This window comes from Rhodoplanes sp. SY1 (assembly GCF_046000175.1).
Lineage (GTDB): Bacteria > Pseudomonadota > Alphaproteobacteria > Rhizobiales > Xanthobacteraceae > Rhodoplanes.
The window spans coordinates 23,956-46,252 of record NZ_JBEOMB010000052.1 but is presented as its reverse complement, the minus strand read 5'-3'; the positions used below and the strand labels follow the sequence as shown (position 1 = coordinate 46,252).

Annotated in this window: 25 protein-coding genes, 1 pseudogene and 1 riboswitch; of the genes and pseudogenes, 21 read left to right on the top strand and 5 right to left on the bottom strand. The window is 70.7% G+C overall.

What is annotated here, in order from left to right:
* The first annotated feature begins 233 nt into the window (after positions 1-233).
* From clpS to ABTU92_RS14805, 6 genes are all read left to right on the top strand, one after another.
* Entirely contained in the window at positions 234-539 is a 306-nt protein-coding gene (gene clpS / locus ABTU92_RS14830; RefSeq protein WP_111359469.1) for an ATP-dependent Clp protease adapter ClpS, read from the top strand.
* A gap of 138 nt (positions 540-677) precedes the next feature.
* Entirely contained in the window at positions 678-1,265 is a 588-nt protein-coding gene (locus tag ABTU92_RS14825) for a hypothetical protein (protein ID WP_408091893.1), read from the top strand.
* A 350-nt stretch (positions 1,266-1,615) separates the two neighbouring features.
* The gene (locus ABTU92_RS14820; protein ID WP_408091891.1) at positions 1,616-2,071 is read left to right on the top strand and encodes an FKBP-type peptidyl-prolyl cis-trans isomerase; all 456 of its coding nucleotides are present in this window, start codon (positions 1,616-1,618) and stop codon (positions 2,069-2,071) included.
* 485 nt (positions 2,072-2,556) lie between these two features.
* On the top strand, positions 2,557-3,540 hold the full coding sequence (locus ABTU92_RS14815; RefSeq protein WP_408091889.1) for a class I SAM-dependent methyltransferase: 984 nt from the start codon (positions 2,557-2,559) through the stop codon (positions 3,538-3,540).
* 172 nt (positions 3,541-3,712) lie between these two features.
* Positions 3,713-4,003, top strand: a complete 291-nt coding sequence (locus ABTU92_RS14810; RefSeq protein ID WP_408091887.1) for an Ada metal-binding domain-containing protein — start codon at positions 3,713-3,715, stop codon at positions 4,001-4,003.
* A 166-nt stretch (positions 4,004-4,169) separates the two neighbouring features.
* The gene (locus ABTU92_RS14805; RefSeq protein WP_408091916.1) at positions 4,170-4,964 is read left to right on the top strand and encodes an NYN domain-containing protein; all 795 of its coding nucleotides are present in this window, start codon (positions 4,170-4,172) and stop codon (positions 4,962-4,964) included.
* Positions 4,965-5,070: 106 nt separating this feature from the next.
* Here ABTU92_RS14805 and ABTU92_RS14800 read toward each other — a convergent pair whose 3' ends face one another.
* The 3 genes from ABTU92_RS14800 to ABTU92_RS14790 all read right to left on the bottom strand — a co-directional run bounded on the left by ABTU92_RS14800 (position 5,071) and on the right by ABTU92_RS14790 (position 6,985).
* Positions 5,071-5,262 carry a hypothetical protein gene (locus tag ABTU92_RS14800; protein ID WP_408091885.1) on the bottom strand — a complete coding sequence of 64 codons (192 nt, stop codon included), beginning with the start codon at positions 5,260-5,262 and terminating at the stop codon, positions 5,071-5,073.
* Positions 5,263-5,470: 208 nt separating this feature from the next.
* A complete protein-coding gene (locus tag ABTU92_RS14795; protein WP_408091883.1) occupies positions 5,471-5,944 on the bottom strand; it encodes a hypothetical protein in 474 nt (157 codons plus the stop codon).
* A 129-nt stretch (positions 5,945-6,073) separates the two neighbouring features.
* Positions 6,074-6,985, bottom strand: coding sequence for a LysR substrate-binding domain-containing protein (locus ABTU92_RS14790; RefSeq protein ID WP_408091881.1), 912 nt, complete (start codon positions 6,983-6,985; stop codon positions 6,074-6,076).
* Between the two features lie 89 nt (positions 6,986-7,074).
* Between ABTU92_RS14790 and ABTU92_RS14785 the strand changes: the two genes are divergently transcribed.
* Together ABTU92_RS14785 and ABTU92_RS14780 are read left to right on the top strand one after the other, a co-directional pair.
* Positions 7,075-8,172, top strand: coding sequence for a 4-oxalomesaconate tautomerase (locus tag ABTU92_RS14785; protein ID WP_408091879.1), 1,098 nt, complete (start codon positions 7,075-7,077; stop codon positions 8,170-8,172).
* A gap of 110 nt (positions 8,173-8,282) precedes the next feature.
* Entirely contained in the window at positions 8,283-9,266 is a 984-nt protein-coding gene (locus ABTU92_RS14780; RefSeq protein WP_408091877.1) for a Bug family tripartite tricarboxylate transporter substrate binding protein, read from the top strand.
* A 165-nt stretch (positions 9,267-9,431) separates the two neighbouring features.
* Here the strand turns inward: ABTU92_RS14780 and ABTU92_RS14775 are convergent.
* Positions 9,432-9,785 (bottom strand): annotated as a pseudogene (locus tag ABTU92_RS14775) (tripartite tricarboxylate transporter permease); the annotation flags it as partial.
* A gap of 428 nt (positions 9,786-10,213) precedes the next feature.
* Here ABTU92_RS14775 and ABTU92_RS14770 point away from each other — a divergent pair.
* The 11 genes from ABTU92_RS14770 (at position 10,214) to ABTU92_RS14720 (ending at position 19,877) form a co-directional block, all read left to right on the top strand.
* Positions 10,214-10,729, top strand: a complete 516-nt coding sequence (locus ABTU92_RS14770; RefSeq protein ID WP_408091875.1) for a hypothetical protein — start codon at positions 10,214-10,216, stop codon at positions 10,727-10,729.
* Between the two features lie 67 nt (positions 10,730-10,796).
* The gene (locus tag ABTU92_RS14765; protein ID WP_408091873.1) at positions 10,797-11,948 is read left to right on the top strand and encodes a L,D-transpeptidase family protein; all 1,152 of its coding nucleotides are present in this window, start codon (positions 10,797-10,799) and stop codon (positions 11,946-11,948) included.
* 475 nt (positions 11,949-12,423) lie between these two features.
* Positions 12,424-13,296 (top strand): 3-deoxy-8-phosphooctulonate synthase, encoded by an 873-nt coding sequence (gene kdsA / locus ABTU92_RS14760; protein ID WP_408091914.1) that lies wholly within the window; start codon positions 12,424-12,426, stop codon positions 13,294-13,296.
* A gap of 48 nt (positions 13,297-13,344) precedes the next feature.
* On the top strand, positions 13,345-13,749 hold the full coding sequence (locus ABTU92_RS14755) for a DUF350 domain-containing protein (RefSeq protein ID WP_408091871.1): 405 nt from the start codon (positions 13,345-13,347) through the stop codon (positions 13,747-13,749).
* A gap of 24 nt (positions 13,750-13,773) precedes the next feature.
* Positions 13,774-14,178 carry a hypothetical protein gene (locus ABTU92_RS14750; protein ID WP_408091869.1) on the top strand — a complete coding sequence of 135 codons (405 nt, stop codon included), beginning with the start codon at positions 13,774-13,776 and terminating at the stop codon, positions 14,176-14,178.
* A gap of 2 nt (positions 14,179-14,180) precedes the next feature.
* On the top strand, positions 14,181-15,368 hold the full coding sequence (locus tag ABTU92_RS14745; protein ID WP_408091867.1) for a glutathionylspermidine synthase family protein: 1,188 nt from the start codon (positions 14,181-14,183) through the stop codon (positions 15,366-15,368).
* 67 nt (positions 15,369-15,435) lie between these two features.
* Positions 15,436-16,662, top strand: a complete 1,227-nt coding sequence (locus ABTU92_RS14740; protein WP_408091865.1) for an MFS transporter — start codon at positions 15,436-15,438, stop codon at positions 16,660-16,662.
* Positions 16,663-16,753: 91 nt separating this feature from the next.
* A riboswitch (TPP riboswitch) is annotated at positions 16,754-16,852 on the top strand.
* Between the two features lie 51 nt (positions 16,853-16,903).
* A complete protein-coding gene (gene thiO / locus ABTU92_RS14735; RefSeq protein WP_408091863.1) occupies positions 16,904-18,022 on the top strand; it encodes a glycine oxidase ThiO in 1,119 nt (372 codons plus the stop codon).
* Positions 18,023-18,045: 23 nt separating this feature from the next.
* A complete protein-coding gene (gene thiS / locus ABTU92_RS14730; RefSeq protein WP_408091861.1) occupies positions 18,046-18,300 on the top strand; it encodes a sulfur carrier protein ThiS in 255 nt (84 codons plus the stop codon).
* A gap of 1 nt (position 18,301) precedes the next feature.
* Entirely contained in the window at positions 18,302-19,105 is an 804-nt protein-coding gene (locus ABTU92_RS14725) for a thiazole synthase (RefSeq protein ID WP_408091859.1), read from the top strand.
* 106 nt (positions 19,106-19,211) lie between these two features.
* Positions 19,212-19,877, top strand: coding sequence for a thiamine phosphate synthase (locus ABTU92_RS14720; RefSeq protein ID WP_408091857.1), 666 nt, complete (start codon positions 19,212-19,214; stop codon positions 19,875-19,877).
* On the opposite strand, the gene queF is transcribed toward ABTU92_RS14720, so the two are convergent.
* Positions 19,859-20,353 carry a preQ(1) synthase gene (queF, locus tag ABTU92_RS14715; RefSeq protein ID WP_408091855.1) on the bottom strand — a complete coding sequence of 165 codons (495 nt, stop codon included), beginning with the start codon at positions 20,351-20,353 and terminating at the stop codon, positions 19,859-19,861. The genes ABTU92_RS14720 and queF overlap by 19 nt on opposite strands.
* A 180-nt stretch (positions 20,354-20,533) precedes the next feature.
* Here queF and eno point away from each other — a divergent pair, with 180 nt between their 5' ends.
* Complete coding sequence (gene eno / locus ABTU92_RS14710) at positions 20,534-21,817, top strand: phosphopyruvate hydratase (RefSeq protein WP_408091853.1); 1,284 nt, start codon at positions 20,534-20,536, stop codon at positions 21,815-21,817.
* 117 nt (positions 21,818-21,934) lie between these two features.
* Positions 21,935-22,252: an FtsB family cell division protein gene (locus ABTU92_RS14705; RefSeq protein ID WP_408091851.1), complete on the top strand. Its 318-nt coding sequence runs from the start codon at positions 21,935-21,937 to the stop codon at positions 22,250-22,252.
* Positions 22,253-22,297 lie beyond the last annotated feature (45 nt).

Below are 22,297 nucleotides of genomic sequence, written 5' to 3'. Positions count from 1 at the left end.
GCCGGGGCCCAGGGGCGGCACGGCAACTCGTCTCGGCGGCGCGCCGCTCTGTCGCCCTGGGTCCCGGCTCGCGGTGCGTTGCACCGCGTCCGGGACACGAGACCGCTCGCTCACGCGATCGTGATCGTGGTGTCGCCACGTGACTCGCCGCTCCGCGCTAAGGTGACGACGCCGCTCCGCGCCCCCGTTGCTGCGGAGACGTGTTTTTCCCGGTCCGTGTCGAGGAGCAATCGATGAGCCAGCCTCTGCTGAGGCCGCGCGTCGCGACGCGGCCGAAGACGCAGCGCCCGCCGCTCCACAAGGTGATCCTGCTCAACGACGACTACACGCCGCGCGAGTTCGTCGTCGAGGTGCTGAAGGCGGTGTTCCGGATGAACGAGAGCCAGGCGCTCGCCGTGATGATGACGGCGCACCGCAAGAACGCCTGCGTGGTCGCCGTGTTCGCCCGCGACGTCGCCGAGACCAAGGCGACCGAGGCGACCGAGCTCGGCAAGGCGAACGGCTTTCCGTTGTTCTTCACCACCGAGCCGGAGACCTGACCTCCGCGCCAGGGCTTGCCGGACCTCGGACGCGGCCGGCACGTCGCCCGGTCGGGTCATGGCGTCCCGCCGCGCGTCGCCCTAGCATTCGGCCGATGCCGTCATGTCAACCCGCATGCGGCGCAGGGACAAACGCCGGTGGATCCACTCAGCATCCGCGTCGATCGCACCAACCGCATCGTCGCGGTGGGCGGGCCATGGGACGAGATCGCCCTCGTCAACGGCGGCGACGCCGCGATCGTCGAACGGGTGCTCGGCACCGGGCTTCTCGATCACGTCCATGGCGATCCGGCCCGCATGCTGGTCCTGACCGTGCTCGATCGGGTGCGCCGCTTCGGCGCGCCGCGCAGCGTGCCGTATCGCTGCGACACGCCGGGCCTCAAGCGGTGGATGGAGATGACGCTGACGCCGGCTCCCGACGGAACCGTCACGTTCGAGCACCGGCTCCTGCGCAGCGAGCCGATGCAGCGGCCGGTGCGCTTCGCGCTGGCCCGGCCGGGGACGGCGCGCGGTCCGGCGATCATCCGCTGCAGCTCGTGCAATCGCGTGCGCGACGCCTCCGGCTGGCACGAGCCCGATGCCGTCCGGTTCTCGGCCGAGGCGGCCGGCACGCCAACCGGCAGCGCGGAGACCGGCACTCCGCCGGGCCCGGACGCGCCGATCCTGGTCGGCTACGGCGTCTGCGACGCCTGCCGGGCGCGCATCGAGCGCCTGCTGGCCGGATAGGACGGCGGGACACGCGCCGACGTGGCCGGACGACAGCGGGCGCAAAGTCCCGGGCGAAAGTCGCACGCGCCGGAAACAGGTCAGATGTCGGCGCGTACCAATGCGCTGATGTCGCAGCGAGAAACCGGCAAAATGGCTGCGTCCACCGTCCCTGTTGCGGCCGGTTGTCATCCGGCGCGTGCTGTCGGATCAACGCGCGGGCCGGGGCCGGGTTTCGCCGGAAAAATCCGGGATGCGAGCCGGTCCGCTTCGGGCTAGGGTCGCGCCCCCTGCGGCTCCCGGCGCCGGCGCGCCGGGACGTTCCGCGCCCGCGGCCGGCCGTCGGGTCGGCCGTCCTGCAAGGAGACGGCATGCACGCCTCGACCCGCCGAACCATCCTGTCGGCCGTCACCGGCCTCGCCGCATCCGCGGCCTTCATCGGCTTCGTCCGCCCCGCCACCGCTCAGACCGGAAAACCCATGACCACCGCCTCGGGCCTCACCATCACGGACACCACGGTCGGCACCGGCGCCACGCCGGAACGCGGCCAGACCTGCGTCATGCACTACACCGGCTGGCTGTTCGAGAACGGCGGCAAGGGCAAGAAATTCGACTCCTCGGTCGACCGCGGCCAGCCCTTCTCGTTCCCGCTCGGCATGGGCCGGGTGATCAAGGGCTGGGACGAGGGCGTCGCCACCATGAAGGTCGGCGGCAAGCGCACCCTGGTGATCCCGCCCGAGCTCGGCTACGGCGCCCGCGGCGCCGGCGGCGTCATCCCGCCCAACGCCACCCTGATCTTCGACGTCGAGCTCTTGGACGTGAAGTAGGGCGGGGCGCCGCACTCGTTCCGTCGTTCGGCGGAGCCGGTTCGCAGAGCCGGCCGAGCCGGGCAGGGCCGCGGCGCCCGCCGAGCCGCGGCCCGGCGCCTGCCGAGCCGGAGCTCCCAGCCGAGCCGGCCCGCCTCTTCCCCCTCCCCCGCGTGCGGGGGAGGGTCGGGGGGGGGGGGGGGGGGGGCAAGCGCCACGGCAGGGCGCGGCGAGCACACGCTGCTCGTTTTTCAGAGCCGACGAAGCATTGCGACCAGGGGGCGTTCCCCGCCCGAAGTGTGTCCTCGCCGGCGCGGACGACAGCCCCCGACCGCGGATTTGGTCCACGCGGACCGAGCGCCGGTGCGCCACCTGGGCTCACTTCAATTCACAAATCTTCGTGGTAGTGTCGCCGGTAGGGCGACCGGTAGTTGCGGCCGCGGCCGAGGTCATCGCCGCGCCGGTCTCCTCGCGCGCCATTCAGGAGTGTTGTCCAGGAGATCGCAATGTCTGCTCTTGCCACCGCCAAGAAATCGGTCCCGGAGCCGGTCAAGGTCCTACTGCGACCCGCCTACATTGCCGCGCGAAAGAGTCTCGGCTATGCGGGGCCCGCGCCGGTGGCCGCACCGGAACCGGCCCCGTACCCTTGGGCGCACATCAAGTACGAGCCGGATACGGTGGCCGACGAGGTCTATCACCGCCAATACTCTGTAGACGCCATCGAGAACCGACGATTCTATAACATCGGGTCCGGCACCTTCTCCCACAAATACTGGACCAATATAGACTTGGCGTCGGACTGGTACGCCGGCCAGCAGCAGGGCACCACGTTCATCAATTACGACCTGTTCAGCTACGGTCCGATCCCCGTGGAGGACGGCAAGGCCGAAGCCGTCTACACGAGCCACACGGTCGAGCATGTCGACGACAGGGCCTGCGCCAACATGTTCAAGGAAGCGTACCGCATGCTGAAGCCGGGGGGGTATTTCCGGATGACCACCCCGAACATCGAGTTGGACCTGGCGGCGTGGCGGCGTGGCGACCGAGACTACTTCTATCACATCGACCTCTACAGCCATCCGGACATCATCAAGGGAAACCGCCTCAATCCTGCGATGCCTTTCGACAAGGCGTCGTTGGAACAAATCACGTTGTTTGTGTTCGCGAGCCACGTGTCACAGATCTCGCCCGACAATGGGAAGACCAAGGTGACCGACGAGGAGTTTCGCAACGCCTTCGCGACGATGGGCGACGAAGCCGCGCTAGACCACTTTTCGAAGCTCTGCACCATCGACGATCAGCGGGCTACGCCGGGTCACCACATGAACTGGTGGACCTTCAAAAAGGCGGAGCGGATGCTGCGCGCGGCGGGATTCAAGACGATCTACCAAAGCGGATTTGGTCAGAGCCATTGCGCCGCCATGCGCGACATCGTCCTGTTCGACAAGCAGGATCCGAAGATGTCGCTCTACGTCGAGGCGGTGAAGTAGCACGCTCGCACGGGATTTGCGCGTTGCCCGGGCGGAGCGCTGCAACGTCCGCGGCAGGCGGTGCCTGAGGCCAATCCCCGGCCGCCGCGCACGGCCGCGCCCTCGCTCTCGGGGCTCGTTTCGCTCGACCCGGGCTACGGCCTCTACGGCCCGGCCTCGACCGGAGCCCGGCTTGACCCGCACCTATCGTCTGCTCGGCGCCGACCGAAAGCTCTACGACAGCGCCAGCAAGGGGACGCTCGGCGGCAATCGTCGGCTGCGGATTTATGGACGGCTAGACTGTCCGAACGCGCTGCGCTGGATCGCCAACGGCTTCTACGTGAAGAACCGCGTGTTCTTCGCCGACGCCGCGACCGCGGTCGCGGCCGGCTATCGGCCCTGCGCGATCTGCCTGCGGGCCGACTGGCTGCGGTTCAAGGCGGGCGAGACGCCGGGGCGAGGGTCGCCCGCTAAGCAGCCCTAAACGTTACCGCGAAGAAGTGTCTGCGCTCACGCTTGGATTGCTGTACGGTTTCCCGTCAGTACCGACGGCGTTCACACCCGCCTTGCTGGCCGGTTCGAGGGTGGAGCGGCGATCTCGATCGGCGTGCCCTTGTGGCGGCCGGCCCGGCGAACCTTCGGTGTCGACCATGAACGTGCAAAAGCGCGCGTCCCATCTCGCCGTTCTGATCGATGCCGACAACATCTCGGCCCGGCTCGCCGACGGCGTGTTCGCGGCGATCGCCGAGATCGGCGACACCCGCGTGCGACGCGTCTACGGCGACTTTTCGAACGGCTGCGCCAAAGCCTGGGCCGAGATGGCCGCGAAGCACGCCATCGTGCCGCATCATCAGTTCGCCAGCGCGGGCGGCAAGAACGGCTCGGACATCGGCCTGGTGGTCGACGCGATGGATCTGCTGCACACCGGCACGTTCGATGGCTTCTGCCTGGTGTCCTCGGACAGCGACTTCACCCGGCTGGTCTCGCGCATTCGCGAGCAGGGCATCGACGTCTTCGGCTTCGGCGAGCAGAAGACGCCGGACAGCTACCGCCGGGCCTGCTGCCGGTTCGTCTGCGTGGACGATCTCGTCCCGGTCGCGCCGTCCGCCGCGCCGCCGGACCCGCAGCCCGCCGCGGCGCGGCCGCCGGACCTGCAGCCGCCGAGCCGGGCCGCCGCGATCATCAAGAGCGTGGTCGAAGGGATGCAGACCCGGGACGGCTGGGTCTATCTGAGCGAGCTCGGACACCGGCTCTCCAAGACGTCGCCTGGCTTAATTCCAGGCCGTTTCGGGTTCGCAAAGCTGAGCGCGTTGGTCCGCGCGACGGCGCCGTTCGGCATCGAGATGTCGAGGACGCCGCCGTTCCGGATCAGACTCGCGCCGCCCGCGGCACAAAGCCGGCCGCGACGCGCCGGCGTAGCCCGGCTGCGATCGAAACGAGCGTAGCCCGGACGGAGCGCAGCGAGGTCAAGGGACGGGCGGTTCCGACGGACTTCAGCCGCGACGCCGCTCCCCGGTTTCGCTTCGTTCAACCGGGGCTACGGCACTGCGCCTACGGCCCCTGGATCCGCGCCTTCGCGAACAGGCGCCAGAACAGCGGCGCCAGGGCGGCGAGGAGCAGGAGGAGGGCGGCCGTGGTGCCGGCCGAGAGATCGCCGCGCCGGGCGCTGTCGACGACGGCCCATGCCAGGACGGCCCAGAGGAGGGCCAGGACCAGGAGCGTGTTGCGCTTGCGCATCCGCATGGCGTCCCTCCGTTGGCTCGTGTCTTCGAGTCTATCCGATCGCGCGTCCGTTCGGCCGGCTCGCCGGCTCGTCGTGACCTAGCCGGTCATGAGCTTCCCGGTCGTGAGCATTCCGGTCATGAGCTTGCCGGTCGAAAGGGGACCGGTCGCGACTCGGCCGAGTCGTGATCGCCGCATCGGCGGAGCCTAGCGCGGCGGCCGCGCGGCGTCATCCCGGGTGACTTCGTCCCGGGCGACTGCGTCGCAGCGCCACCACGGCCAGCGACAGGGTGACGGCCCACAGAAAAACCCAGATGCTCGACGGGTCGACCTCGCCGCGCGCGTCGAGCGGGGCGATCGCCCAGCCCGTCACGGACGCGACCGCGGTGCGCACGGCGTCGACGATCACCCAGGCGAGGAGACCCCGCTGCAGCAGCACCAGCGGGGCGGGCGCCGACGCCAGCAGCCGCGACCAGGTATCGTCGTCGTCTTGTCCGCCGCGCACGCCGGTCCGCCGCTGCACGGCCGGCCAGTGGACCGCGATCGCGGCCAGCATGGCCGGAAACAGCGCGAGGCGCACCACGAGCGTCAACGCTCCGTTGGACGGGAGCGGCGTGCCGGCGAGCGCCATCCCGGCCAGCACGGCGCTGGCGACGAGGCCGAGCGTGGCCGTGACGGTGAGCAGGACGAGGGCGGCGCGCATCGCGGGTCGGTGTCGGTTCGGCCGGCTGCGACATGCGCCGGTCCGCCGAGTGGTCGCGGTGCGGCGGCACCGGGTTCACACCGATCCATGCACCGCGTCGCTGCTCCTGCCGGCCGATCCCGTGTCCGTTCAGCCCCTGTCGGCCCCGCTCCTGTCCGCCCACGTCTCGGTGAGGAGATCGCGAAATCGCGCCGCGGCCGGCGCCAGCGGGCTGCCGCGGCGCGCCACGAGACCGATGGTCCGGGTGACGCGCGGCGTGATCGGCCGCGTCACGATGATCGGGTGGTCGCCCTGCGGGGTGGCGAGGCGCGGCAGCACCGAGACGCCGAGTCCCGCCTCGACCAGGCCGAGCGAGGTGGAGAGATGCGTCACCTCGTAGAAGCAGCGCATGCGCACCTCGGCACGGCCGAGCGCGGTCTCGAGCAGCACGCGGTTGCCGCTCTCGCGTCCGACCGTGACGAGGCGGTACGGCTCGAGATCGGCCCAGTCGACGTTTTCACGCGAAGCGAGCGGGTGATCCCGCCGGCAGGCGAGCACGAACGGGTCCTCCAGCAGCGGCGCGAAGGACAGCGCCGCATCGGAGGCGCCGAGAAAGTTGACGCCGAAATCCGCCTCGCCGCGCGACACCGCCTCGAGCCCGGCCGTCGCCGAGAGGTCGAGGATGCGGAAGCGCACCTCGGGATACAGCTCGGCGAAGCGGGCGATGACGGCGGGCAGAAAGTAGAAGGCCGCCGTCGGCACGCAGGCGAGCGTGACGGGGGTGTCGCGGCCGCCGGCGTCCCGCAGGCCGAACAGCGAGGCGTCGAGCTCCTCCAGCAGCCGCTGCAGCCGCGGCACCAGCTCGCGCCCGAAGGCGGTGAGAGCGACCCGGCGGGTCGTGCGCTCGAGCAGCGCCGCCCCGACCATCGCCTCCAGGCGCTGGATGCGCCGGCTCAGCGCCGGCTGCGAGACATGGAGCGCATCGGCCGCCGCATGGAAGCTGCCGTGCTCCGCCACCGCCAGGAAAGCCCTGAGATCCATGGCTTCGAAATTCTTGTTCATGACGCATCAATAGCGCCGACCTTTGCATTTTACAAACTTTGGGCAACTTGGCATGACAAGCGCCACCTGCCATACGGACCTCGCACGCCATGTCGACTCCCGCCGGCTCGTTGAAAATTCCCTGTGTGCTGATGCGCGGCGGCACGTCGCGCGGGCCTTACTTCCTCGCCTCCGATCTGCCGGCCGATCCTGCGGCGCGCGACCGCGTGCTGATCGCCGCCATGGGCTCGCCGCACGCGCTCCAGGTCGACGGCATCGGCGGCGGCCACGCGCTGACCAGCAAGGTGGCCATCGTGTCGCGCTCGGCGCGCGCCGACGCCGACGTCGACTATCTGTTCGCGCAGGTCGCGATCGACCGCGCCTTCGTCGACACCAGCCCGAACTGCGGCAACATGCTGTCCGGCGTCGGGCCGTTCGCGATCGAGAGCGGGCTCGTCGCGGCGCAGGACGGCGAGACGACGGTGCGCATCTTCAACCGCAACACCAAGGCGCTGGTCGAGGCGACGATCCGCACGCCGGGCGGCGTCGTGCAGTACGACGGCGAGGCGGCGATCGACGGCGTACCCGGCACGGCGGCGCCGATCCGGCTCGTCTTCCTCGACGCGGTCGGCTCGAAGACGTCCGGCCTGTTCCCGACTGGGCAGACCAGCGAGATGATCGACGGCGTGCGCGTCACGCTCGCCGACTACGCGATGCCGATGATGCTGGCGGCGGCCGCCGATCTCGGCATCGCCGGCGACGAGACGGCCGAGGCGCTGGACGCCGACGCGGCGCTGCTCGCCCGCATCCAGGCGCTGCGGCTCGAGGCGGGCCGGCGCATGGGGCTCGGCGACGTCTCGAAGCTCGTCATCCCGAAGGTCGGGCTCCTGTCGGCGCCGCGCCGCGGCGGCACCATCACGTCGCGCTACTTCGTGCCGGACCGCTGCCACAAGAGCCATGCCGTCACCGGCGCGCTGTGCGTCGCCGTCGCGTCGCGCTCGCCCGGCACGGTGGCGTTCGATCTCGCCGCGCCGCCGGCGTCGGAGGCGACCCGCGGCGCCGTCGCGATCGAGCATCCGAGCGGGCGCATCGACATCGACCTCCGCTTCGCGGCCGACGGCCGCGTCGCCCGTGCCGGGGTGATCCGCACGGCGCGCCGCATCTTCGAGGGCAATCTGCTGGTGCCGGCGGCGACGCTCGCCGCCTGATCCAGCTTTCCACACGAGGCATGCCTGGTCGTCTCGAGACGAGCCAGACCGTGAAGACCGAAAATACGATCAGTCCGTCGAACAGACGCACGATATCCGGGAGAGAGACCATGATGGACCGCCGCCAGCTCTGTGCCGGCCTGCTCGCCGCCCCCTTCGCCGCCGCCGCGCCTTCGATCCTGCGCGCGCAGAATTTTCCGGCGCGGCCGATCCGCCTCGTCGTGCCCTACGCGGCCGGCGGCGGCACCGACGCGCTCGCCCGCGTGGTGGCGCAGGCGATGGCCGAGAAGGCCGGCTGGTCCGTGGTGGTGGAGAACATCACGGGCGCCGGCGGCAATCTCGCGACCCAGAACGTCGCCTCGGCGCCGCCCGACGGCTACACGTTGCTGCAGGCCAACCAGGGGCCGATGGCCGTCAACCCGCACATCTTCAAGAACCTGAAGGTGAACCCCCTGACCGCCTTCGATCCGATCACGCTGATCGCCGCGGCGCCGCTGGTCGTCGTGGTGCCGCCGAAGTCGGAGTTCACAGACATCAAGCAGCTCATCGCCTACGCGAAGGCCAATCCGGGCAAGCTCACCTACGGCTCGGCCGGCAACGGCTCGGCGAGCCATCTCGCCACCGTGCTGCTCAACGTGGTCGCCAAGATCGAGACCATCCACGTGCCCTACAAGGGGGCCGGTCCGGCGCTGAACGATCTGCTCGGCATGCAGACCCAGTTCATGGTGACGACGATTCCCTCGGTGCTCGGCATGATCGAGGGCAAGCTCCTGCGCCCGCTCGCCGTCACCTCGAAGGATCCCGTCACGGTGCTGCCCGGCGTGCCGACCGTCGCCGAGAGCGGCTGGCCCGACTACGAGTCGACCGCCTGGTACGGCTTCGTGGTGCCCGCCGGCACGCCCAAGGACGTGATCGAGACGCTGCGCAAGACGACCGTCGAGGCGATCAACACGCCGCTCGTCAAGCAACGCCTGGAAGGCGAGGGCGCCCGCCCGGTCGGCAACACCCCGGCCGAGTTCGCCGAATTCATGAAGAAGGACTCGGCGCGCTGGGCCGAGATCGCCAAGACCGGCGTCATCACCCTGAACAACTGAGACCGGCCCACGGGACGCGCGCGCCGCCTCACCCCCGTGCCGGCGCGAACGACGACGGGCGGACCCACCGGTCCGCCCGTCGTTCGTTCTCGCGCTGCGAGCCGGCCGGCCGGCGGCGTCAGGTCGCCGGCTTCTTCTTGAGGAGCCCGCCGACTTGAACTTGTCGAACAGGTAGCCGAGCACGCCGAACACGAACATCACGATCACGTCGTAGAAGCTGTTCTGCAGCGAGTAGGTGCCGACCAGGCCGAGCGCCATGATCAGCGGGCCGAGCAGCGGTTAGGGCAGCTTGAGGATGTGCCCGAACTGGCGGGTGACGAAGCGGCCGCCGACGAACAGCAGCAGCGCCGAGAACACCAGCGCCAGGAACACGGTGTTGAGCAGCACCGGCTGGTCGCGCAGCAGAAGCGGTCCCGGCCGCAGCCCGATGATGATGAAGGCCGCCATGATGACGGCGGTGACCGGGCTGCCCGGGATGCCGAGCACCATGGTGGGCACCAGCGCGCCGCCGACGCCGGCGTTGTTGGAGGTGCGCCACCGGCAGCGGGTTGAACACCTCGCCGAGCGCCTGAATGAAGACGTCCCTGGTCGGCTCCCCGGATCAGTAGATCAGATCGCTCAGCTCGCGCAGCTCGCCCACGCCGCGCGGCAGCGGGACCCCGAACAGCACGCCGAAGACGCGGGGCGACCGTCCCGACGATCAGCATGCTGATCGCGTTCGCCGCGTTCTCGAGGACAGACTCGGCACGCCGCGCCGAGATCGCCGCGGCGCCGTCGTCGCCCTCGACTACCGGGCACGATCACGACGGGCGGGTCCTCGTCGCTCCCGGCCCGTCGTGGCGTTTCGCGCGGGTCGTGGCGGTTCGCGCGGGTCGTGGCGGTTCGCGCTCTTGGCCGGCATCCCGGTCCGTGTCACCATCGCACCGAGCAACCGCTGGGAGGTGAGCATGCGTGCCGGAACGCCGGGTGCGGCCCTCGTCGCCGCCGTTCTGATCGGGCTGTGGTGGGCCCCGGGTTCCGCCCGGGGGGCGGGGCTCGACTGCCCCGCGGTCGGCCCCGGCGGTGTGCCGCCGCTCGCCATCGAGGACACCCAGATCGGCCGCCTCACCAGCGGCAACGCCGCCGATCTCGCCGCCGAGGTGGGCGGGCTCGTCGCGCGGGCCAAGGCGGCGACCCCGTCGGCCTCCGACGACCTGATCGGCGACATGCTGATCGGCGCCTATTGCCCGATCGTCGCCCGCACGAGCGCGACGCCGGCGCAGCGGTGGCGGCTGATGCGGCAGTTCGACCGCGCCGTCTACCGGGCGCTCGGCGCTGCCGCCTTGCCGCAGGGGGCCGAGATCCTCGCCGACGTGCCACTCCCGCCCGCCGTCTACGACCGGCTGCGCCGCCAGGCCGAGACGGCCGGCCAGCCGCCCGCAGCCTTCATGGCGACGATTCTGTCGCGCGCCGCCGGCCCCTGAGGCGGCGGCGCGCCATAGGAATGCCGCGAGCGCGTCGCAGATCCGGGCGATCGGGGAGGGGATGGCGATGATCCGCGTCACGGGTGTTCGCGCGCGCGTGCTGGCCGTGGCGATCGCCGCCGCGTGCGCCGCCGGTACCGCGCCGGTGCACGCGCTCGCCCAGGACGGCCGGCCGTCCAGGGCGGCCGACGACGCGCGTCGCCCCGACCAACAGCGGCCGCCGGAGACCGACAAGAAGCCGCTGCCCGCCAAGGCCACCAAGGAGCTGCCGCCGGCGCTCCTCGCGCTGCTTCGGGAAAAGCGGATGCCGAAGCAGTCCCCGATCGTGCTGCGCGTCTTCAAGGAGGAGGCCGAGCTCGAGGTGTGGAAGCAGGACGCGAGCGGCCGCTTCCAGCACCTGAAGACCTATCCGATCTGCCGGTGGTCGGGCGATCTCGGGCCGAAGCATGTCGAGGGCGACCGCCAGTCGCCGGAGGGATTCTACACCGTCACGCCGGCGCTGATGAACCCGCACTCGGCCTTCCATCTCTCGATCAACACCGGCTACCCGAACGCGTTCGACCGCGCCAACGGGCGCACCGGCAGCCTCCTGATGATCCACGGCGACTGCGCCTCGGCCGGCTGCTACGCCATGACCGACGGTCAGATCGAGGAGATCTGGGGGCTCGCCCGCGACGCGCTCGCCGGCCGGCCGTGGTTCCAGGTCCAGGCCTATCCATTCCGCCTGTCGCCCGCGAACCTGGCACGCCATCGCGACAGCCCGAACCTGCCGTTCTGGACGATGCTGAAGATCGGACATGATCACTTCGAGACGTCGCGGCGAGAGCCGAAGGTCGACGTCTGCGAGCGCCGCTACGTGTTCGACGCGAAACCGCTGCCGAACGCCTCGACCCCTTTCGTGTTCGATCCGGTGGGGAAATGCCCGCCGTACGGGGTCGACCCGAAGATCGCCGGCCCGGCGCAGGAGAAGCAGCGCGCCGACGCGGCCGAGACGGCGCGCCTCGTCGCCCAGCTCGTCGCTGAGGGCGTGCCGGCCGCGCCGATCTACACGGGCCTCGACGGCGGCATGCACGACAGCTTCCGCGCCCGCTTCTTCCGCGTGGTGATCCCGCTCGCCAAGGTGATGCCCTACGCCTCGCACCTGCCGACCCTGCCGCCGATTCCGTGGGTCGACAACGACGGGTCGCTCGCGACCAAATGGTTCGGCACGGCGTTCTGAGCGGAGAGGGCCGGGGGCCAGCCGCCGACGCCGCAGTTCGTAGCCCGGGCGGAGCGCAGCGACGGCCGGAACGGGCCGCGCCGCCGTGGCCGTAGGGCGCAATAGCGCAGCGTATTGCGCCGAAACAGCCTCGCCGTGGAACGCCGCACGGCGGCGGAATACGCTCCGCTATTCCGCCCTACGAGGATAGGATTCGGGCGGCGCTCGCTTTTCTCGGAGGAGGCCGGGCACAGGTCATGGGCACGCCCCGGGCGCCACGCGCGTCGCGGGACGGAGAAGCCGTGCCGTGAGGGAGCCTCGTAGCCCGCATGGAGCGCAGCGGAATGCGGGACCGCCGGCGCGGGCCACATCGCGGTTCATCCCTGCAATCCGATCTTGCAATCCATCCCCCGCATTCCGCTGCGCTCCATGCGGGCTACGGGCCTGCGGCGTTGACCGCCCGGACGCGGGGCGCCATGGTCCGCGCGCCATGACCATGCCCGTCACATTCGCTCCCTCGCCCGTCGTCGCCGTCGGCCCGTCCCAAAACCCTGTCCGATTCGGCAACGCGCTGCCGCTGGCGCTGATCGCCGGCCCCTGCCAGATGGAGAGCCGCGCCCACGCGCTGGAGACCGCGGCGGCCGTGAAGGAGATCGCCGCAAAAGCCGGGATCGCCGTGGTGTTCAAGGCCTCGTTCGACAAGGCGAACCGCACCAGCCTGAGCGGCGCCCGCGGGGTCGGGCTCGACGCGGCGCTGCCCGTGTTCGCCGAGATCCGCGAGACGCTGGGGATGCCCGTCCTCACCGACGTGCACGACGCCGGCCAGTGCGCGCCGGTCGCCGAGGTGGTCGACATCCTGCAGATCCCGGCGTTCCTGTGCCGGCAGACCGACCTGCTGGTCGCCGCCGCGCGGACCGGCCGCATCGTCAACGTCAAGAAGGGCCAGTTCCTCGCCCCATGGGACATGGCGAACGTCGTCGCCAAGGTGACGGGGGCCGGCAATGCGAACGTGCTGGTGACCGAGCGCGGCGCCTCGTTCGGCTACAACACGCTGGTCTCCGACATGCGGGCGCTGCCGATCCTGGCCCGCACCGGGGCGCCCGTGATCTTCGACGCCACCCATTCGGTGCAGCAGCCGGGCGGGCAGGGGACGTCGTCGGGGGGAGATCGCGCCTTCGTGCCGGTGCTGGCGCGCGCCGCCGTGGCGGTCGGGGTCGCCGGCGTGTTCATCGAGACGCATCCGGACCCGGACCGGGCGCCCTCCGACGGCCCCAATATGGTGCCGCTCGCCGACCTCGAGGCGCTGCTGCGCCGCCTCGTGGCCTTCGACCGGCTCACCAAAGAGCCCCTCGCCGAACCGGGTGATTGAACCCGCGGGCGCGGCGTCGCAACCTAGTGGGGACACGGGGGAGACGCCATGCTGCTGCAATCGCTCGCCGGGCTGCCGGCCTTTCTGGCCTATCTGTGCACGGCGCTGGTCGCCTCGGTCCTCTACCTGCTGATCTACACGCGGGTGACGCATCACGACGAGTTCGTGCTGATCGCCAAGAACGTGCCGGGTGCCGCCGTGTCGCTCGGGCTGGCGCTGCTCGGCTTCGCCCTGCCGGTGGCGAGCGCCATCGCGCACGCCGCCTCGATCCTCGACTGTGCCGTGTGGAGCCTGATCGCGCTCGCCGTCCAGATCGGCGTGTACTTCCTGGTGCGCATCCCGGTGCCGGATTTGTCGAACCGCATCGCCGCGGGCGAGCTCGCGCCGGCGATCTGGCTCGGCCTCGCCTCGCTCTCCGCCGGCGCGCTCAACGCCGCCTCGATGTCCTACTGAGCGCGGGCCGAAAGGGCCGAGGCCATGAAACGCTCCACCCAGGTCGGGCTGGTGCTGATGTCGGCGCTCGGCGTCGGCGGCACCGCCTACATGCTGATGCCGGGCCGCGACTGCCGGCCGCCGGACACGCCGGAGCAGGCGGCCCTGCACGCACCACTGACGCCCGGCGGCGCCGCCGCGGTCCCGGCCCAACAGCAAAACTGCGCCCCGCGCGGCTCCTCCGGCTCGTCGGGCTCCGGACGCTGGAGCAGCAGCGGCTCGTCCTGGTGGCACGGCTCGTCATCGTCGTCGTCGAGCACCACCGGGCCGGTGGTCGCCAAGGCGGCGAGCGGCACGGCGTCCTCGGCCGGCTCCTCGTCGTCGGGCATTGGCGCGACGCTGCGCAGCGGGTTCGGCTCGTTCGGTCGTGCCATGTCGTCGGGAGGCTGAGCGTGCAGCGCATCGCCTGCCCGGAGCGCGACGACTGGCGCGAGACCGCCGACACGCACGGCTTCGCGTTCCACACCATCGACGGCGCGCCCTACTGGGACGAGACCGCCTATTACGGCTTCACGCTCGAGCAGATCGAGCGCGACATCGAGGCGCCGACCGCCGAGCTCGACGCGATGTGCCGCGAGCTGGTCGCCCGCGCGGTCGGCGACGAGCGCATCCTGAAGCTCCTGAAGATTCCCGAGGCCTATTGGACCTACATCGCGGCGAGCTTCAAGCGCGGCGACCCCTCGCTCTATGGCCGCTTCGACCTCTGCTACGACGGCACCGGCCCGGCGAAGCTGCTCGAATACAACGCCGACACGCCGACCGCGCTGTACGAGACCGGCGTGTTCCAATGGCTGTGGCTGGAGGAGGCGATCGCGCGCCAGATCGTGCCGGCCGGCAGCGACCAGTTCAATTCGGTCCACGAGACGCTGATCGCCGGCTGGCGCGTCGTGGCGGAGCAGGTGGGGCGCGGCCTCGGCGAGCCGGTCGGCCTCGTTCATCTCGCCGGCGCGCTGGAGAGCGCCGAGGATCTCGGCACGCTCGCCTATCTGGAGGACACGGCCCGGCAGGCCGGCCTCGACACCGTGACGATCGCGATGGACCGCATCGGGCACAAGCGCAACGGCGACTTCGTCGACGAGCAGGACCGGCCGATCGCGCTCGCCTTCAAGCTGTATCCCTGGGAGTGGATGTTCCGCGAGCCGTTCGGACGCTCCATGCCGGGCGCGTCGACGCGCTGGATCGAGCCGCCCTGGAAGGCGATCCTGTCGTCGAAGGGCATCCTGCCGCTCCTGTGGTCGATGGCGCCGAACCATCCGAACCTGCTGCCGGCCTATTTCGAGGACGACCCGGAGGCGGGCCGTCTCGGCGAGTCCTACGTGAGAAAGCCGCTCTACTCGCGCGAGGGGGCCAATGTCGCCATGGTGGTGGGCGGCGAGGTGCTCGACTCCGACAGCGGGCCCTACGGCGCGGAGGGCTTCGTGCGCCAGGCCGTCGCCACGCTGCCGCGCACCGCGGGCGGCTATCCGGTGCTCGGCTCGTGGATCGTGAACGGCGAGGCCTGCGGCCTGTCGATCCGCGAGGACGCCTCGCCGATCACCAAGAACACGTCGCGCTTCCTGCCGCACGCGATCCTGCCCTGACGGCGGTGCGGGCATGCCGGCGCGCCGCGATCTTGTCGCGGCGTCGGGGTGCTGTACAACACCGCGCATGAGCTCTCCCGCCAGCGACGACAGCGCCGACCCGCCGGGGACCGGACGGGTGCTGGCGGTGGTCGCGCTGGCGCTGTTCTCGACCAGCCTGTTCATGCGCGCCATCGACCCGGTGATCCCGCAGATCGCCACCGGCCTGCAGATGGACGTGCGCACCGTCGCGCTGCTCTCCACCGCCTATGCGCTGCCCTACGCGCTCGCCCAGCCGGTGCTCGGCAGCCTCGGCGACACGGTCGGCAAGGTCCTGGTGCTGAAGCTCTGTCTGGTGCTCAGCATCTTCGCGGGTTTTCTCGGCGCCTTCGCGCCCGATTTCTCGACGCTGTTCGGCTCGCGCGTGCTGGTCGGCATGGTGTCGGGCGGCATCTTCCCGATCGCGCTGGCGATCGGGGGCGATCTGGTGCCGGTCGCCAAGCGTCAGGTCGCGTTCAGCCGGCTGCTCGCCGCCGCGATGGCCGGCAACGTGCTCGGCTCGCCACTCGCCGGGCTGATCGCCGACACGGTCGGCTGGCGCGGCGTCTTCGCGCTCGTCGCTGCGATCGCGGTCGTCGCTCTCGTCGCCGTGCAGGTCGGCTTTCGCGGGATGGCGATCGATGTCCGCACCCGCTTCCAGATGAGCACCATCGTGCGCGGCTATCGCGCCGTGTTCAGGAACCCGCTGGCGAAGATCTGCTTCTTCGCCGTGTTCCTGGAAGGCACGTTCCTGCACGGGCTGTTTCCGTTCGTCGCGGCCCTGCTCGCCGAGCGCGGCGAAGGGCGCGCCGCGATCGCCGGCGTGGTGATCGCCGGCTTCGCGGTGGGCGGGTTCCTGTATTCCGGGCTGATCTCGGTGCTGCTGCGCCGGCTCGGCGAGCGCGGCCTGATGCGCGGCGGCGGTGCGTTGATGGCGATCGGCCTCGCCGTGGTGACGCTCGGCTTCGTCTGGCCGGTCGAGTTCGTGATCTTCATGGTGATCGGGCTCGGCTTCTACTCGCTGCACGGCGTCATCCAGATCTACGTGACCGAGCTCGCGCCGTCGGCGCGCGGCACCGCGGTCGCGATGCACGGCTGTTCGTTCTTCCTCGGCCAGGCACTCGGACCGGTCGTCTACCGCACCGGCTTCGACCATCTCGGCGTGTCCGCCACCAGCACGCTCGCCGGCCTGGTGCTGCTCGGCACCGGACTGATGTGTTCCGCATTCCTGCGACGACCGACGAAGCCGGTGCCGGCCGGCACACGCGACAGCTGACCGCGACACGTCCTCACGTCGCGTCGCGACCCATCGCGATCGCGCATCGCCGCTCCGCTCTTGCGGCAGCGGCCCGGATCGTCCATCATTCCCTCACGGCCTGGGGTGCCGCGCCGGTGCGCGGCTGAGATCACACCCAACGAACCTGTCTGGGTCATGCCAGCGAAGGGAGCCGCCGATGGTAGCGCAATCACGTCCGTATTTTGAATCAACGACTGCGCCGACGCGCGCCCCCGATGTCGTGATCATCGGGGCCGGCGTCTGCGGCCTGGGCATCGCGTGGCGACTGGCGCAGCGCGGGCTCGCCGTCACGGTGCTCGACAAGGGCGCCCTCGGCGCCGCGGCGAGCTGGGTCGCCGGCGGCATGCTGGCCGCCTGCGCCGAGGCGGAGCCCGGCGAGGAGGAGCTGGTCCGGCTCGGTCGCCACGCACAACGCCTGTGGCCCGGCTTCGCGACCGAGCTTCTGGAGGCGACCGGCATCGACGTCGAGCTGCGCACCGAAGGCACCCTGGTGGTGGCGCCGACCGCCGACGAGCGCGCGCGTCTCCTCCATCATCACGCGTTCCAGACAGGCCTCGGCCTGACGCTCGACTGGCTGACGCCGGCGGAGGTTCGCCGGCGCGAGCCGCATCTCGCGGCGGGGATCACGGGCGCCGTGTTCAGCCCGGAGGACCATCAGGTCGCGACCCGGTCGCTCACCACGGCGCTGATCCGCGCCGCCGAGCACGCCGGCGTGACGTTGCGCCCGCACACGGCGGTCTCCCGCATCGTCGTCGAGAGCGGCCGCGCCACCGGCGTTGAGCTTTCCGACGGCAGCCGCGTCGCCGCCGGCACCGTGGTGCTGGCCGCCGGCGCCTGGTCGCGCGGCATCGAGGGCGTGCCCCCCGCCGCCCGCCCGCCGGTGCGGCCGATCAAGGGGCAGGTGATCGTCCTGACGATGGACGCGGCCGCGCCGTTGCTGACTCACGTCCTGTGGGCACCGGGCTGCTATCTGGTGCCGCGCCGCGACGGCCATCTGATCCTCGGCGCCACGGTCGAGGAGAAGGGCTTCGACACCGCGATCACGGCCGGCGGCATCTTCGCTCTGCTGGAAGCCGCGTGGCGCGTGCTGCCGGCGATCGAGGAGCTGCCGATCGTCGACACGGTCGTCGGCCACCGGCCGGGCAGCCGCGACGACGCGCCGATCCTCGGAGCCTCCGAGGTGCCGGGGCTCGTCTATGCCACCGGCCACCACCGCAACGGCATCCTGCTGGCGCCCGTGACGGCCGACGCCGTCGCCCGGCTGGTGGCCGGCGAGGGGACCGATCCGGCCATCGCCGCGTTCGGCATGGAGCGGTTTGCGGCGAAAGCCGCGGCCTGACCAGGGCAACGAGGATCAGAGACATGGCCGATACGGCAACGGCGTCCAAGGGCGCCGAAGAGACCAGTTCGAGCGACACCATCACGGTGAACGGCACCGCCGAGCCGCGCGCCGCGGCAACGGTGTCGGAGCTGCTGGCCGAGAAGGACATCGACCCCGGCGCCCGCGGCATCGCGATCGCCGTCAACGGACGGGTGGTGCCGCGCACCGCCTGGGCCACCACGGCGCTCGCCTCCGGCGACGCTGTGGAGATCGTGCGGGCGAGGCCCGGAGGCTGACATGAGCATCGAGACGAAGACCCAAGAGGCCAAGGCTGCCGACCCGCTGGTGATCGCCGGGCGCACGTTCTCGTCGCGCCTTTTCCTCGGCACGGCCGGCTATCCCAATCGGAAGGTCATGCTCGACGCGATCACTGTGAGCGGCACCCAGATGGTGACGGCGGCGATCCGCCGGATCAGCCTCGCCGGCGAGGACGAGAGCCTGGTCGACCTGATCGGCGACAAGGCGCACTTCCTGCCCAACACGGCCGGCTGCCAGACCGCGCGCGACGCCGTGCTGACCGCCGAGCTCGCCCGCGAGGCGCTCGGCACCGACTGGATCAAGCTCGAGGTGATCGGCGACCGCGAGCTCCTCTATCCCGACGTGGAAGAGCTTCTGAGGGCGACCGAGACCCTGGTCGCGGCCGGCTTCACGGTGCTGCCCTACTGCAACGACGACCCGATCACGTGCCGGAAGCTCGCCGATGCCGGGGCGGCGGCCGTGATGCCGCTCGGCGCGCCGATCGGGTCCGGGCTCGGCATCTGCAATCCGGTGATGATCGAGACGATCTGCGCCCGCTCGCCCGTGCCGGTGGTGCTCGACGCCGGAATCGGCACGGCGTCCGAGGCGGCGCTCGCCATGGAGCTCGGCTGCTCGGCCGTGCTGCTCAACACCGCGGTCTCGAAGGCCAACGACCCGGTCCGGATGGCCGCCGCCATGCGGGCCGGCGTGGAAGCCGGCCGGCTGGCATCCCGGGCCGGCCGCATCCCGCGAAAACGCTACGCCGAGCCGTCGAGCCCGCAGCTCGGCCTGGTCGGGACGTGATTGCTGCCGCACCCTCCGAGCCGTCATGCCCGGCCTTGTGCCGGGCATCTACGTCTCTCGCCCGCCGGTCGTGGCAAAGACGTGGATGGCCGGGACGAGCCCGGCCATGACGGCGCTGAAGTCCCCCGACCGCCTGCCGGCTCCGCTGCTGCTGGTCACCGACCGGCGGCAGGCGGTGCGGCCGCTGGCGGAGATCCTCGACTCTGCCTTCGCGGCCGGGTGCCGGTTCGCCAGCATCCGCGAGAAGGATCTGAGCGAACCCGCGCAAGTTGCCTTGGCGAAAGAGCTATCGCCCATTGCCGAACGATACGGCGCGACCCTGGTGCTGCACGGGCGGCCGGAGGTCGCGCGCGCCGCCGGCCTCGCCGGTGTGCATCTGCGCGGCGGGTCCGACCCGCGGCCGGCGCGCGACCTGTTCGGTCCGACGGGGCTGATCGGCGTCTCGGTGCACGCGCCGGCCGAGGCGGGGCGGCTCGATCCCGACCTCGTCGCCTGGGCGGTGGCCGGCCCGGCCTTCGCGACCGCCAGCAAGCCGGGCTACGGGCCGGCGCTCGGACCGGCCTGCGTCGGCGCCATCGCGGGCGCCTCGTCGGTGCCGGTGCTGGCGATCGGCGGCGTCACGGCCGAAACCATCCCGGATCTGCTCGCCGCCGGGGCGGCCGGCGTCGCCGTGATGGGCGCCGTGATGCGGGCCGCCGATCCGGGCGCCGAGATCGAATCGCTGCTCGCGGCGCTGGCCGCGGCGGCGCCTGCTCAGCCGCGGCCCCGATAGGTCGGCACGCCCTGGTCCGGCACCCAGACGCCGGCCGGCAGCTTGCCGGCCTGGAAGAACACGTCGATCGGCATGCCGCCGCGCGGATAGAAGTAGCCGCCGATGCGCAGCCAGCGCGGCTTCAGGGCGCCGACCAGCCGCTTGCCGATCGCCACGGTGCAATCCTCATGGAAACTGCCGTGGTTGCGGAAGCTGTTGAGATACAGCTTCAAGGATTTCGATTCGACCAGCCAGGCGGCCGGCACGTAGTCGATCACCAGGGTCGCGAAGTCCGGCTGGCCCGTCACCGGGCACAGCGAGGTGAACTCGGGGAACGTGAAGCGCGCCACATAGGGCGTGTCGGCATGCGGGTTCGGCACCCGGTCGAGCGTCGCCGTCTCGGGCGAATCGGGGATCGGGGTCGGGGTGCCGAGCTGCAGCGGGGCGGCGGCGGCGCGGCGGCCGGACGGCGGGCGGGGGCGGGTGGAGCGAGGCATGTCGTTCTCCGGTCGCGCGAGGCGACCATGATGGCTCGGCTTCGCCGAGCGGTCGGTCTCCGCCGAGTGCTCGGTCTTCGCCGGGTATGATGCCGCGGCATGCGCCGAGGACGCTTGGCCGGTACGGTTCGGCCTGTTAAGACACCTGCACCCCCCAGACAAGCCATGCGGGAGCCTTTGATGACCGCCATCGTGGACATAATCGGCCGCGAGATTCTCGATAGTCGCGGCAATCCGACCGTCGAGGTCGACGTGGTGCTCGACGACGGCTCCAAGGGCCGCGCCGCGGTTCCGTCCGGCGCCTCGACGGGCGCACACGAGGCCGTCGAGCTGCGCGACGGCGACAAGTCGCGCTATGCCGGCAAGGGCGTCACCAAGGCGGTCGAGGCCGTCAACGGCGAGATCTACGACGCCATCTCGGGCTTCGACGCCGAGGAGCAGGTGCTCATCGACGACACGATGATCAAGCTCGACGGCACGCCTAACAAGGCGCGCCTTGGCGCCAACGCGATCCTGGGCGTTTCTCTCGCAGTTGCGAAGGCGGCGGCGACCGCCAAGGGCCTGCCGCTCTATCGCTATGTCGGCGGCACCTCGGCCCGCGTCCTGCCGGTACCGATGATGAACATCGTCAACGGCGGCGCCCACGCCGACAACCCGATCGACTTTCAGGAATTCATGATCATGCCGGTCGGCGCGGCGAGCTTCGCCGAGGCGTTGCGCACCGGCGCCGAGATCTTCCACGTCCTCAAGGCGGGCCTCAAGGCGGCCGGCCACAACACCAATGTGGGCGACGAGGGCGGCTTCGCGCCGAACCTGCCGTCGGCCGACGCGGCGCTCGACTTCGTCGTCAAGGCGATCGAGAAGGCCGGCTACAAGGCGGGGCAGGACGTCTATATCGGCCTCGATTGCGCCTCCACCGAGTTCTTCAAGGACGGCGCCTATCACTATGAGGGCGAAGGCAAGAAGCGCTCCCGCGACGAGCAGGTGAAGTACCTCGCCGACCTCGTGGCCCGCTACCCGATCGTCACCATCGAGGACGGCATGGCCGAGGACGACTGGGAGGGGTGGAAGGCGCTCACCGACGCGATCGGGGCGAAGTGCCAGCTGGTCGGCGACGACCTGTTCGTCACCAACGTCGCCCGCCTCTCGCAGGGCATCAAGAAGGGCATCGGCAACTCGATCCTGGTGAAGGTCAACCAGATCGGCTCGCTCACCGAGACGCTCGCTGCCGTCGAGATGGCCCACAAGGCCGGCTACACGGCGGTGATGTCGCACCGCTCCGGAGAGACCGAGGATTCGACCATCGCGGATCTGGCGGTCGCGACGAACTGCGGGCAGATCAAGACCGGCTCGCTCGCCCGCTCGGACCGGATCGCCAAGTACAACCAGCTCCTGCGCATCGAGGAGGAGCTCGGCAGCCAGGCGATCTATGCCGGCCGCGGCGCGCTGAAGGCGCTGGCCTGATCCACCGCCCGATCTGAGACCGAAAAGACACGGAAGCCGGCGCCTTGCGCCGGCTTTCTGCTGTGAGAGTACGGATTAAACCGCATTTTAACGGACGCGGCGCCCTATGGGCTCATCATGGTGTCGCGTCCCCGTATAAGATCGATCGTCACGGCGCTCTGCCTCTATGTGCTGGCGTCGCTGATGATCGGCTATTTCGGAATCAACGCCTACACGGGCAGCCGCGGCATCAACGCGCGCAAGGATCTCGATGCCCAGATCGCCGAGCTGACCGCCGATCTCGCAGTTGCGAAGGCGGAGCGCGAGGTCTGGCAGCGGCGCGTCGCGCTGCTGAAATCCGAAAGTCTGGATCCCGACCTGCTGGACGAGCGGGCGCGCTCGCTGCTCAACTATGTCGATCGGCGCGACATCGTGATGATCGTCAAGCCGCGCTGATCCGCCACGGCGGCCGGCGGTGGCATGGCTTGCTCCCTGCAAGCC

Excerpts from the sequence above, each read along its gene's own strand:
- clpS (WP_111359469.1), top strand. The coding sequence starts at position 234 with ATGAGCCAGCCTCTGCTGAGGCCGCGCGTCGCGACGCGGCCGAAGACG.
- ABTU92_RS14820 (WP_408091891.1), top strand. The coding sequence starts at position 1,616 with ATGCACGCCTCGACCCGCCGAACCATCCTGTCGGCCGTCACCGGCCTC.
- ABTU92_RS14815 (WP_408091889.1), top strand. The coding sequence starts at position 2,557 with ATGTCTGCTCTTGCCACCGCCAAGAAATCGGTCCCGGAGCCGGTCAAG.
- ABTU92_RS14805 (WP_408091916.1), top strand. The coding sequence starts at position 4,170 with ATGAACGTGCAAAAGCGCGCGTCCCATCTCGCCGTTCTGATCGATGCC.
- ABTU92_RS14800 (WP_408091885.1), bottom strand. The coding sequence starts at position 5,262 with ATGCGGATGCGCAAGCGCAACACGCTCCTGGTCCTGGCCCTCCTCTGG.
- ABTU92_RS14795 (WP_408091883.1), bottom strand. The coding sequence starts at position 5,944 with ATGCGCGCCGCCCTCGTCCTGCTCACCGTCACGGCCACGCTCGGCCTC.
- ABTU92_RS14790 (WP_408091881.1), bottom strand. The coding sequence starts at position 6,985 with ATGAACAAGAATTTCGAAGCCATGGATCTCAGGGCTTTCCTGGCGGTG.
- ABTU92_RS14785 (WP_408091879.1), top strand. The coding sequence starts at position 7,075 with ATGTCGACTCCCGCCGGCTCGTTGAAAATTCCCTGTGTGCTGATGCGC.
- ABTU92_RS14780 (WP_408091877.1), top strand. The coding sequence starts at position 8,283 with ATGATGGACCGCCGCCAGCTCTGTGCCGGCCTGCTCGCCGCCCCCTTC.
- ABTU92_RS14770 (WP_408091875.1), top strand. The coding sequence starts at position 10,214 with ATGCGTGCCGGAACGCCGGGTGCGGCCCTCGTCGCCGCCGTTCTGATC.
- ABTU92_RS14765 (WP_408091873.1), top strand. The coding sequence starts at position 10,797 with ATGATCCGCGTCACGGGTGTTCGCGCGCGCGTGCTGGCCGTGGCGATC.
- kdsA (WP_408091914.1), top strand. The coding sequence starts at position 12,424 with ATGCCCGTCACATTCGCTCCCTCGCCCGTCGTCGCCGTCGGCCCGTCC.
- ABTU92_RS14755 (WP_408091871.1), top strand. The coding sequence starts at position 13,345 with ATGCTGCTGCAATCGCTCGCCGGGCTGCCGGCCTTTCTGGCCTATCTG.
- ABTU92_RS14750 (WP_408091869.1), top strand. The coding sequence starts at position 13,774 with ATGAAACGCTCCACCCAGGTCGGGCTGGTGCTGATGTCGGCGCTCGGC.
- ABTU92_RS14740 (WP_408091865.1), top strand. The coding sequence starts at position 15,436 with ATGAGCTCTCCCGCCAGCGACGACAGCGCCGACCCGCCGGGGACCGGA.
- thiS (WP_408091861.1), top strand. The coding sequence starts at position 18,046 with ATGGCCGATACGGCAACGGCGTCCAAGGGCGCCGAAGAGACCAGTTCG.
- ABTU92_RS14725 (WP_408091859.1), top strand. The coding sequence starts at position 18,302 with ATGAGCATCGAGACGAAGACCCAAGAGGCCAAGGCTGCCGACCCGCTG.
- ABTU92_RS14720 (WP_408091857.1), top strand. The coding sequence starts at position 19,212 with ATGACGGCGCTGAAGTCCCCCGACCGCCTGCCGGCTCCGCTGCTGCTG.
- queF (WP_408091855.1), bottom strand. The coding sequence starts at position 20,353 with ATGCCTCGCTCCACCCGCCCCCGCCCGCCGTCCGGCCGCCGCGCCGCC.
- eno (WP_408091853.1), top strand. The coding sequence starts at position 20,534 with ATGACCGCCATCGTGGACATAATCGGCCGCGAGATTCTCGATAGTCGC.
- ABTU92_RS14705 (WP_408091851.1), top strand. The coding sequence starts at position 21,935 with ATGGTGTCGCGTCCCCGTATAAGATCGATCGTCACGGCGCTCTGCCTC.